Annotated in this window: 11 protein-coding genes; 5 read left to right on the top strand and 6 right to left on the bottom strand. The window is 33.7% G+C overall.

What is annotated here, in order from left to right; genetic code table 11:
- The first annotated feature begins 81 nt into the window (after positions 1-81).
- The 3 genes from CDH49_RS05755 to CDH49_RS05765 all read left to right on the top strand — a co-directional run bounded on the left by CDH49_RS05755 (position 82) and on the right by CDH49_RS05765 (position 4068).
- Positions 82-1035, top strand: coding sequence for an acetyl-CoA carboxylase carboxyltransferase subunit alpha (locus tag CDH49_RS05755; RefSeq protein ID WP_100614407.1), 954 nt, complete (start codon positions 82-84; stop codon positions 1033-1035).
- Between the two features lie 166 nt (positions 1036-1201).
- Positions 1202-2743 carry a replicative DNA helicase gene (gene dnaB / locus CDH49_RS05760; RefSeq protein WP_100614408.1) on the top strand — a complete coding sequence of 514 codons (1542 nt, stop codon included), beginning with the start codon at positions 1202-1204 and terminating at the stop codon, positions 2741-2743.
- Positions 2744-2883: 140 nt separating this feature from the next.
- Positions 2884-4068 carry an asparagine synthetase B gene (locus CDH49_RS05765; RefSeq protein ID WP_100614516.1) on the top strand — a complete coding sequence of 395 codons (1185 nt, stop codon included), beginning with the start codon at positions 2884-2886 and terminating at the stop codon, positions 4066-4068.
- 1 nt (position 4069) lies between these two features.
- Here the strand turns inward: CDH49_RS05765 and CDH49_RS05770 are convergent, their stop codons facing one another.
- Positions 4070-4513 carry a hypothetical protein gene (locus tag CDH49_RS05770; protein WP_100614409.1) on the bottom strand — a complete coding sequence of 148 codons (444 nt, stop codon included), beginning with the start codon at positions 4511-4513 and terminating at the stop codon, positions 4070-4072.
- A 235-nt stretch (positions 4514-4748) separates the two neighbouring features.
- Here CDH49_RS05770 and CDH49_RS05775 point away from each other — a divergent pair, with 235 nt between their 5' ends.
- Complete coding sequence (locus CDH49_RS05775) at positions 4749-5171, top strand: secondary thiamine-phosphate synthase enzyme YjbQ (RefSeq protein WP_100614410.1); 423 nt, start codon at positions 4749-4751, stop codon at positions 5169-5171.
- Here CDH49_RS05775 and CDH49_RS05780 read toward each other — a convergent pair whose 3' ends face one another.
- A complete protein-coding gene (locus tag CDH49_RS05780) occupies positions 5172-5978 on the bottom strand; it encodes an HAD family hydrolase (RefSeq protein WP_100614411.1) in 807 nt (268 codons plus the stop codon).
- A gap of 214 nt (positions 5979-6192) precedes the next feature.
- Here CDH49_RS05780 and CDH49_RS05785 point away from each other — a divergent pair, with 214 nt between their 5' ends.
- Positions 6193-7317 carry a carboxylate--amine ligase gene (locus CDH49_RS05785; RefSeq protein ID WP_100614412.1) on the top strand — a complete coding sequence of 375 codons (1125 nt, stop codon included), beginning with the start codon at positions 6193-6195 and terminating at the stop codon, positions 7315-7317.
- Positions 7318-7421: 104 nt separating this feature from the next.
- Here the strand turns inward: CDH49_RS05785 and rplT are convergent, their stop codons facing one another.
- The 4 genes from rplT to thrS form a co-directional block, all read right to left on the bottom strand.
- Complete coding sequence (rplT, locus tag CDH49_RS05790; protein ID WP_100609851.1) at positions 7422-7766, bottom strand: 50S ribosomal protein L20; 345 nt, start codon at positions 7764-7766, stop codon at positions 7422-7424.
- Between the two features lie 154 nt (positions 7767-7920).
- On the bottom strand, positions 7921-8118 hold the full coding sequence (rpmI, locus tag CDH49_RS05795; RefSeq protein ID WP_100614413.1) for a 50S ribosomal protein L35: 198 nt from the start codon (positions 8116-8118) through the stop codon (positions 7921-7923).
- A gap of 135 nt (positions 8119-8253) precedes the next feature.
- Complete coding sequence (infC, locus tag CDH49_RS05800) at positions 8254-8802, bottom strand: translation initiation factor IF-3 (protein WP_394337006.1); 549 nt, start codon at positions 8800-8802, stop codon at positions 8254-8256.
- Positions 8803-8829: 27 nt separating this feature from the next.
- Positions 8830-10764 (bottom strand): threonine--tRNA ligase, encoded by a 1935-nt coding sequence (thrS, locus tag CDH49_RS05805; RefSeq protein ID WP_100614414.1) that lies wholly within the window; start codon positions 10762-10764, stop codon positions 8830-8832.
- Positions 10765-11417 lie beyond the last annotated feature (653 nt).

Genomic DNA, 11417 nt, shown 5'->3' on the forward strand with positions numbered 1-11417 from the left:
ACATTTAATGATTTTACTTAAGTTAAATTGAAAAAAATATGTAGGTTTGTAAGCTAATTAAAAATAGAGTCATAAATTTTTATGGAATATTTAGATTTTGAACTTCCCATTAAAGAGTTAGAAGAGCAGCTTCAAAAATGTCAAGTAATTGGTAAGGAAAGTGAGGTAGATGTTTCTGGAACTTGTTCGCAAATTGAAAAGAAACTTATTGACGCTAAAACCAAGATTTATAAAGATCTTACTGCTTGGCAACGTGTTCAATTGTCGCGACACCCAGATAGACCTTATACCTTAGATCATATTCGTGCCATTTGCGGGGAATCGTTTTTAGAACTCCATGGAGACAGAAGTTTTAAAGATGATAAAGCTATGATTGGTGGTTTGGGGAAAATTGGAGATCAAAGCTTTATGTTTATTGGTCAACAAAAAGGGTATAATACCAAGACCCGCCAATATAGAAATTTTGGAATGGCAAATCCAGAAGGTTACCGTAAGGCATTGCGTTTAATGAAATCTGCTGAAAAATTTGGTATTCCCGTCGTAACACTTATAGACACCCCAGGTGCATATCCTGGTTTAGAAGCAGAAGAGCGAGGACAAGGAGAAGCTATTGCCAGGAATATTTTTGAAATGACACGTTTAAAAGTGCCAATTATAACGGTTATTGTTGGAGAAGGCGCTTCGGGTGGCGCTCTTGGAATAGGGGTTGGTGATGTGGTATTGATGTTGGAAAATACCTGGTATTCTGTTATCTCACCTGAGTCATGTTCTTCAATACTTTGGCACAGTTGGGAGTATAAGGAGCAAGCTGCCGAGGCATTAAAATTGACATCGGCTGATATGAAAAAGCAAAAGTTGATTGATGAAATAATTAAAGAGCCTTTAGGTGGTGCCCACAGAGATAGAGAAAAAACATTTAAATCTGTTAGCAATGCTATTGTAAGGTATTATGATATTCTTAAAAACTTATCAGCAAAAGAATTAGTAGATCAGCGTATGGAAAAATATGCTAATATGGGAGTCTTCAAAGGATAATCCTTTTAAAATCATAGCATAAAAAAATCTGAAGTCTTTGGCTTCAGATTTTTTTATGCTTATCCACAATATTTGGAAGTTGTTAACAGTTCAATTGTTAATGGCTAGTTAACAATCATAATTTAAATAATGTTTAAAAACTCTCGTAATTAGTTATTTTCGTTACATGAAACAACCTGAACAAATAAAATCCTATAAAGTAGATAAAAGCACGCTCATTAGTCTTGAAAAAGGCAAAATACCTCCACAAGCACTTGATTTAGAAGAGGTTGTATTGGGCGCTATGATGATTGATAAAAAAGGTGTTGATGAGGTTATTGATATTTTAAGTCCAGATGCATTCTACAAAGAAGCCCATCAACATATATTTCAGGCTATTTATCAGTTATTCGAAAATAGTGAACCAGTCGACTTATTAACCGTTTCAACACAGCTTAAAAAAAACTCAAAGTTAGAATTGGCTGGAGGTGATTTTTATCTTATTTCACTAACCCAAAAAGTGTCGTCCTCGGCTCATATTGAGTTTCATGCGCGTATCATTTTACAGAAATATATTCAGCGCAGTTTAATAAAAATTTCCAGTGAAATTATTGAAGATGCGTATGATGAAACTAAAGATGTATTCGATTTATTGGATAATGCTGAATCTAAACTTTACGAAGTAACACAAGGAAATATTAAAAAATCCAGTGAAACGGCTCAAGATTTAGTCATTCAGGCCAAGAAAAAAATTGAGGAAATATCCAATAAAGAAGGCTTAAGTGGAATCCCTACAGGATTTACTAAATTAGATAAGCTAACCTCTGGATGGCAACCATCTGATTTAATTATTGTGGCGGCCCGTCCGGGTATGGGGAAAACAGCCTTAACGCTGTCTATGGCAAGAAATATTGCTGTCGATTTAAATATTCCAGTGGCATTTTTCTCTTTAGAGATGGCGTCTGTGCAATTAATTACACGTTTGATTTCTAGTGAAACTGGTCTGTCTTCAGAAAAATTAAGGACAGGAAAACTTGAAAAACACGAGTGGGAACAACTAAACGTTAAAGTAAAAGGCCTCGAGAAAGCCCCTTTGTATATTGATGATACACCCTCGCTGTCTATTTTCGATTTAAGAGCAAAAGCACGCCGTTTATCATCGCAACATGGTATCAAATTGATCATGATTGATTATTTGCAATTAATGACTGGGGGTAGTAGCCATGGCGGAAACCGTGAGCAAGAAATCTCTATGATTTCTAGAAACTTAAAAGCTTTAGCTAAAGAATTAAATGTGCCCGTTATAGCATTATCACAATTATCACGTGCCGTAGAAACCCGAGGAGGCAGTAAAAGACCCTTGCTTTCAGATTTACGTGAATCTGGCGCCATTGAGCAAGATGCCGATATTGTGAGCTTTATTTACAGACCCGAATATTATAAAATTGATGAATGGGATGACGAAGAACGTTCACCTACCGAAGGACAAGCAGAGTTTATTGTGGCCAAACACCGTAATGGAGGTTTAGAAAACATTCGTTTAAAATTTATTGGGCATTTAGGAAAGTTTGATAATTTGGATAATTTTGATTCACCTTTCGAATTTCATTCTAAAATGAATGCCGCTGCCAACGATGATACTTTTAAAACTGATAATTTTAAAGCAAGTCCAGGCCAAGCTTTTGGTAGTTCGTTTAATGAAGACGATGATAGTGATGTGCCTTTTTAGTAATAAAACTTAATATTTCCCTAAAGCATTCTAAGTCAATATAATTTTTCATTACCTTTCGGTCTATGAAGAAAACCCTATCTGTCATATTATTTTTATTCTTTTCCATAAATACGTTCGCTTCTTACGTGTTAATTCCCATGGATACCGATAGTCAAAAAAATCATCTAAAGGCTTATGGCATTACCTATTGGGTACTGAATAAGGAACTTAAAGTAAAGTGGCTCCTTAATTACAGAGGTGGTTCCTTTTTGTTGCCAGATACTCCAGAAATTCAAAAAGAATGTCAAATTAGAGGTATATCATTTGAAATACTTTCAGATACTAAAACAGAAAATATTTTAGAAGACATTAGTAGCCCAAGCCAAAACATGGAAGCCGTTGTGTTAGAAAAAGCACCTAAAATTGCTGTCTATACACCTAACGGAAAACAACCTTGGGATGATGCCGTAACAATGGTATTACAGTATGCCGAAATTCCTTATGAAACAGTGTATGATGAGGAGGTATTAAATGATGGATTGTTGGCATTTGATTGGTTGCATCTGCATCATGAGGATTTTACAGGACAATATGGCAAGTTTTATGGAGCCTATAGAGCTACTTCTTGGTACATAGAAGAAAAGAAGGCAGCAGAAGCATTAGCTGAAAAATTAGGCTACAATAAAGTGTCTGAAGAGAAATTGGCAGTAGCTTTAAAAATTAGGGACTTTGTTATTGGTGGGGGCTTTATGTTTGCCATGTGTAGTGCTGCCGATAGCTTTGATATTGCTTTAGCTGCTGAAGGATTGGATATTTGCGAACCCATGTTTGATGGCGATGGCAGTGATCCAGGGTATCAAAACAAAATAGATTACAATAAAACCTTTGCTTTTACCAATTTTACCTTAGAACAAAACCCTATGGTTTATGAGTTTTCTTCTATCGATATGACTCAAAAAAGAATGATTACTGCAACGAGTGATTATTTTTCATTAATGGAGTTTTCTGCAAAATGGGATCCCATTCCAACTATGTTATGTCAAAATCATACGGCTTTGGTAAAGGGTTTTATGGGACAAACAACTTCGTTTACCAGAGATGAAATAAAATCGAATGTACTAGTAATGGGCGAGAGTAAAATTAACGGGGAAGCAAAATACATTCATGGCATAAAAGGTAAAGGCTTTTTTACGTTTTACGGTGGTCATGACCCAGAAGATTATCAACACAGGGTAGGAGATGCAAAAACTGAACTAGATTTGCATCCGACTTCTCCTGGGTACAGACTCATATTAAATAATGTATTGTTTCCTGCCGCAAGAAAAAAGAAACAAAAAACGTAATTTAGTTTTCAACAATCACGCTTTTGGTGAATGTATAAATGTAACCATCGTTACCAGTTCCAGTGGAAGTTTCATTCTGGTTGATGATTAATACGGTATCGTTTGTAGTAAACGTCAAACTACCAAATTCACTTGAATTGATAGTAAGGTATTCTACATTGCCTATTTTATTAACAGAAAAAGAATATGTCCCAGAATTCAAACCATCTTCAATGGCAGCATTATTATTTGTATTGGAAACAGTCAACGTTGAAGTTCCATTCTTAAATTCCCAAACAATAACACCGGAAGCGAAATCGTTGTCAACGCCGTCAATACCTCCACTAACATTATTTAAATTCCAGAGTACTCTCGTTACTTGAGGGATGTCGTTGTTAATGTCGCCAATAGAACAATTCGTTAAAGTAAAAAAGCTAACGCAAGCGATTATTAAGTAATATTTCATATGTAAATGTTTAATTGTTTCTTAATGGTCATATGTTATCGCACTATTTTCATTGGTGTTTGTTTCAACAAACTTGTTATTAATGGCGATTTCATGTTGTTTTTATTTAGATTTTATTATACTTGTCTTTTATATAGATGTAATAAAGCAAAAAGGTTGCGTAATTATAATAGTAAAAATATAGATTCTATTAAAATAGAAAATGAAATTTTAAATTTTTATTCTAAATATTCAAATGAAATTTTATCAAAAACAACTAAAACTAAAATCATATCCAAGAGGGTTTCATTTAATTACCAACGATATCATTGAGGGAATACATGAAATAAAGGAAATAAGTATAGGGCAGCTACAGGTGTTTATTAAACATACATCCGCCAGTTTAACCATCAATGAAAATGCCGACTATACCGTAAGAGGTGATTTTGAAAGTCATTTTAATATGATGGTTCCTGAAAACGCTTCCTATTATAAACATACTTATGAAGGAAGTGATGATATGCCTGCCCATATTAAAGCGTCCTTGCTTGGATTTGCTCTACAAATACCCATAACTAATGGTAAATTAAATTTAGGTATTTGGCAAGGTATTTATTTGTGCGAGCATAGAAATGATGCTAATGGTAGGCAATTAGTTCTAACAGCTTTTGGTAACTGATTACAATTTTTTAGCGTCAATTAATTTTTCTAAAATAAGTTCAACACCATAATGATTGTTGCTTTTGGTGCAGTAATTGGCAATTTCTTTAACATTTTCGTGTGCGTTTTCCATAGCAAAACTATAGGTGGCAAGTTTTAGCATTTCAATATCATTATTGTAGTCTCCAAAAACTAAGGTTTCTTTGGGTGATATGTTGTAGGTTTTTTGAAGCAACTCGATGGCATGTCCTTTATTTGCTAAATCATCTGAAAGATCCACCCAATGTTTACCTGAAATCTTTACTTTATAGTCTGGTTCCAAATGTTTAAAATGTGGATAGATATATTTTTCAGAATCAATATCATGGTATAGTGCAATCTTTATGATGTCCTCTTCCACATCATCAATGCTATCAATAACTGTAAAGGTTGGATAATACTCAGATAATAGTTTGATATATCCATTTGAAGCACTTTTGAAATAGGCTTTTAACTTGGTGCAAAATACAGGATGAATATGATTATTGGAGTTTATTAATAATTCAACCTGAGATAAATGTTCTTTTCTTATTGGTGTAGATAGCAAGAGTTCTTGTTGCTTAATGACTATACCACCATTTTCTGCCACTATGATGATATCATCTTTAATAGAATTTAGCTTCTCGGTAATGCTATAATAAGGTCTTCCGCTGGCAGCGACAAAAATGATGTTGTGTTTTTTTAATTCTTTAAATAGTTCAAAGAATAAACCACTGACTTCGTGGTTGGAATTTAGTAATGTACCATCCATATCCGACACGACTAATTTGATTCCAGCTAAATTCATAAATGTAGAAAAGGGCATTAATTAAAAGCGCAAAGGTAAAAGATTATTGCATATTTTACTTTTGTAAGTATATTAACTTTATGATAATTCACATCAAAGAATCGCTAAGTCTAATAGGGACTTTTCTAGGCTAATAATCATAATATTTTTTAATATTTTTTTGGATGAAATTTAATAATATCTTTAGAGGGACTAAAACAGACTTATTTTTTATATGAAATTTTCAATTTTAATTCCAGATGGAGAAGTCCCTCTTTTACCTAGTGTAATAAATTGTTTATCCCAAGTAAAGGACATTAAGATTTATGTGATTTCAAATAAAAAGAGATATCCTATGAGGTATTCTCGACACATTCACCATTACGCCTATTACCCTGAGACTAATGTTGAGCTTGAATGGATTGATAACATAAATGAAGAATTAAAAAAACATGATATTGATCTGGTGATGCCTATTTTCGAAAATGGCATTAAAATCATTGCCAAATATAAAAACCAAGTTTCATTTAAAGATAAACTTTGTTTATTGCCTTCCTTTGATAATTTCAAATTGGCTAATGATAAAGGATCATTGTTGTATTTTTTAGACAACCACCATTTGCCTCATCCAAAAGGAATTGTAGCTAAGGTTGGGGAAATCCCCAAAGTTGAATCATTACAATATCCGGTTTTGGTTAAACCAGTAAGTGGGCTGGGTGGTGGTACAGGAATTTATTCGTTCGACAATCAAAGTAGTCTAGAGGATTATTTTATAAAAAACAGATTAGAATGTGATACTATTGTTCAAGAGCGTATTGAAGGGTATGATATTGATTGCAGTGTTTTATGCAAAGATGGGGTCATTTTAGCTCATACCATACAAAAGGCAACATTAAAGGATGGCAATCCATTTGCTCCAACAACTGGATTGATTTTTGTAGAAGAGGAGGAATTATATTTAACTATTGAAAGGTTAATGAAATTACTCAATTGGTCTGGCGTGGCCCATGTGGATTTATTATTTGATAAAAAGGATGAGAAGTTTAAAATTCTTGAAGTCAATACAAGATTTTGGACTTCAATAGATGCATCACTGATAGCAGGAGTTAATTTCCCTTATTTATATATATTAGCAAGTTTAGGCATTGATTTTAATAAACCAAATTATAAATATTTGGAATATTTAAATATAAAAGGGCTTTTAAAAACTTTACAATTAAACATAAAATTCCTGTTTGAGACTCGTTTTATCTTAAACAACACTCCTGTAAAATTTGCTGTTAAGGATCCGATACCATTTATACTAAAGTATGTTATCTTTTCCAAGAACATGCTAGTTTCCAAATTGAAGAAAAGTTAAATATTTATATTATATAAATACTTCAATAAATAAAAAAATCCGGTTCAATTAAGAACCGGATTTTATATTAAGCGAATAATATGTTTTACAATAGGCGAAACGCCTTATTTTATTTTCTCTACTACGGCTTTAAAAGCCTCTGGGTTATTCATAGCTAAATCGGCTAAAACCTTGCGGTTTAATTCAATATCATTAGCTTTTAATTTCCCCATAAATTGAGAATACGATAATCCGTAAGCTCTGGCTCCAGCGTTAATACGCGTAATCCACAAAGCACGGAATGATCTCTTTTTGTTTCTACGGTCTCTGTACGAGTATAACATCGCTTTATCAACCGCATTTTTTGCTACTGTCCAAACGTTTTTACGACGTCCGAAAAAGCCTTTTGCTTGTTTAAGAACCTTTTTTCTTCTGGCTCTTTTTGCTACAGAATTTACTGATCTTGGCATATTTTTTTAATTGTTTTTTTTTGTAGTAGGCGGTTAGTTTTGTTATAGGTTTTGGTTATTAGTTTTGAAACTTTTAACTTTTAACTTTTAACTTTTAACTCTTTTAGTGGCCTAACTCCAGGGTTTATAATTTATTTAACCGGTTAAAATAATGTTACTTTAAACGTAACATCAATTTAACATTGCTCTCGTCTGACTTATGTACCAAAGTATCATGAGTTAGAGCAAGTTTACGCTTTTTAGACTTCTTTGTTAAGATGTGACTTTTAAAAGCGTGTTTCCTTTTAATCTTACCAGTGCCTGTTAGTTTAAAACGTTTTTTGGCACTAGATTTTGTTTTCATTTTAGGCATCTTGTTCTCCTAGTTTTAATTATTTCGCTTAATTATTTTTAGTGCTGTCCCGATAGCTATCGGGATGTTTCAGCATCTTATCCTTTTCTGAATCTGTTGTTCTTTAAAGTCGAAGAGTTAGTTCAGTTTCTTTCTTTATTTTTTTGGAGCTAAAAACATGGTCATACGTTTACCTTCTAATTTAGGCATTTGTTCAACCTTTCCAAACTCTTCTAAATCTTGGGCAAGTTTTAATAATAATATTTGTCCTTGCTCTTTAAATATGATAGAACGTCCTTTAAAGAATACAAATGCTTTTAATTTAGCACCTTCTTTTAAGAACTTCTCTGCATGTTTCTTTTTAAATTCGTAATCATGGTCATCTGTTTGAGGACCAAAGCGAATTTCTTTAATAATAACTTTTGTTGCCTTAGCCTTTATAACCTTATCTCGTTTCTTTTGTTCGTAAAGAAACTTCTTATAATCCATAACCTTACATACAGGAGGATCGGCGTTAGGCGAAATCTCAACAAGATCCAATCCTTGCTCATCTGCTATTTTTAAAGCATCTCGGGTAGAATAAACCCCTATTTCAACATTCTCACCAACTAAACGAATGTTTGGCGACGTAATTCTAGAGTTAATTCTGTGCTTGTCCTCTTGTGAAGCCCTTGCACCGGGCTGACTTTTTCTTCTAATTGCTATGGCTTTATCTTTTTAAGTTAAACTTTTTTAAAACTGTTTTAATGTTTTGCTTATTTCGGTTTCAATAATTTTAGAAAATTCTTCTATGGTTATCATTCCTAAATCTTCTCCACCATGCTTACGCACTGTTATTTTTCCTTGCTCTTGTTCTTGTTCTCCAATAATCAGCATGAAAGGGTACTTTCGCATCTCGGATTCCCGAATTTTCTTACCTATTGTTTCATTCCTATTATCAACAAGGGCGCGAATTTCGTCATTTTCTAGCAAATTTAAAACTTTTTCAGCGTATTTTTCATATTTCTCGCTAAGAGATAATATAGCTACCTGTATTGGCATAAGCCAAATGGGGAAATTACCACCTGTATGTTCCAGTAATAATGCCACAAAACGCTCCATACTTCCAAAGGGTGCTCTATGGATCATCACCGGTCTGTGAAGCTCATTATCACTGCCTTTATAAGTTAAATCAAATCGTTCAGGTAGGTTATAGTCAACCTGAATTGTACCTAGTTGCCAACGTCTTCCTAAAGCATCCTTAACCATAAAGTCTAATTTAGGACCATAAAAAGCAGCTTCACCTTCTACAATAACAAAGTCTAAGCCTTTATCTGTAGCGGCATTAATAATAGCTTGTTCGGCTTTCTCCCAGTTTTTTACATCTCCTATGTATTTATCTGGATTTTCAGGATCTCTTACTGAAACTTGGGCAGTGAAATTTTCAAATCCTAGAGAACCAAAAACATAAAGGACCAAATCAATAACATCTTTAAACTCTTTATCTAATTGATCTGGAGTACAAAATAAATGCGCGTCATCTTGAGTAAAACCTCTAACACGGGTTAATCCATGCAATTCGCCACTTTGTTCATACCTATATACAGTACCGAATTCGGCATACCGTTTTGGTAAATCTTTATAAGACCATTGACTGCTGTTGTAGATCTCACAGTGGTGAGGGCAGTTCATGGGTTTTAATAAAAACTCCTCATCTTCCTTAGGGGTACGAATAGGTTGAAAGCTATCTGCGCCATATTTAGCATAATGTCCAGAAGTAACGTAAAGTTCTTTTTGTCCAATATGTGGTGTTACCACCATTTCATAACCTGCTTTCTTTTGTGCTTTCTTCAAAAAGTTCTCGAGACGTTCACGTAAAGCAGCACCTTTAGGTAACCATAAAGGTAGCCCTTGTCCCACTTTCTTAGAAAAAGTAAAAAGCTCAAGCTCCTTTCCTAATTTTCTATGGTCACGTTTTTTTGCTTCTTCTAAAAAGGTTAAATATTCGGTAAGGTCTTTTTGTTTCGGAAAAGAAATTGCATAAACTCTTGTAAGTTGTTTGTTTTTTTCATCGCCTCTCCAATAAGCTCCAGCAACGGATAAAATTTTCGCTGCTTTTATGATTTCTGTATTAGGTATGTGTCCTCCACGGCATAAATCAGTAAACGTTGCATGGTCACAAAAAGTAATTGTGCCGTCTTCAAGGTTTTCTATAAGCTCTGTTTTAAACTCATTACCTTTATATATATATAACGCTTCTGCTTTTGTAACCGAACGCATTTTAAAATCATGTTTGCCACGGGCAATATCTATCATCTTATCCTCAATAGCCTTGAAATCTTTATCAGATATGGAATGATCTCCAAAATCTACATCATAATAAAAACCATTTTCAATAGCAGGCCCAATAGTAAGCTTAACCCCTGGATATAATTCTTCAATAGCTTGTGCCATGACGTGTGCAGAAGAGTGCCAAAATGCTTTTTTGCCTTCATCATTATTCCATGTATATAAAACCAAAGAGCCATCCGTCGTTAAAGGTGTAACCGTTTCAATGGTTGTGCCATTAAAGTTGGCCGAAATAACGTTTCTGGCAAATCCTTCACTAATGCTTTTAGCGACATCCATGGGAGTAACGTTTTGTTGAAACTCCTTTACACTTCCATCGGGCAATGTTATATGTATCATTAATATAAATTAAATTCAGGGTGCAAAGATAATAGTATAACAAATACACACAATATATATATAGGTATTATTATTTTGAATTTTTTTATTGGCGTTACAGCACTTCCGGTGCTGTCGGGCTGTCCATTATATCTTTTGCCCCAAAAGCAAAGGATGCCATTACCATCCCTAACGCTAGTTTTATATAAACTTTAAGCTCAAAGTGAAAATGTCAAGTTTGTATATTAAGTGATAAACGCATGTGTTTTTGATTAATTTTAGGATGCTTAATTGCTTTTTGGTTATGAAAACAGAAAATTAAATTAAGATTTAATGGTTTTATAGAAACATTTTTACGGTTTTAAAGTAAAATTAGAAACATAACCAATTGATAATAATGCCCTTAAAACCCATCAAAAAAAACCTTAAAAAAAGGGGATAAAAAGTTTGCAAATAAGAGGGAAAGGGTCGTATGTTTGCAGCCGCTAAAAAAGGGAACATCCTTTGGGGCGTCGTTCGGCAGGAAAAGTTAGTGTTCAAGGGAGAGGGTTCGGAAAAAAAACTTTTTTCAAAAAACATTTAAAAAGTATTGCGGGATAAGAAAAAGGGTTTTATATTTGCACCCGCTTAGCAAGGAAACGAGCTGGGATAAGATAAAAAGAAGTTCATAGACA

The organism is Confluentibacter citreus, from assembly GCF_002807055.1.
Classification (GTDB): Bacteria; Bacteroidota; Bacteroidia; order Flavobacteriales; family Flavobacteriaceae; genus Confluentibacter; species Confluentibacter citreus.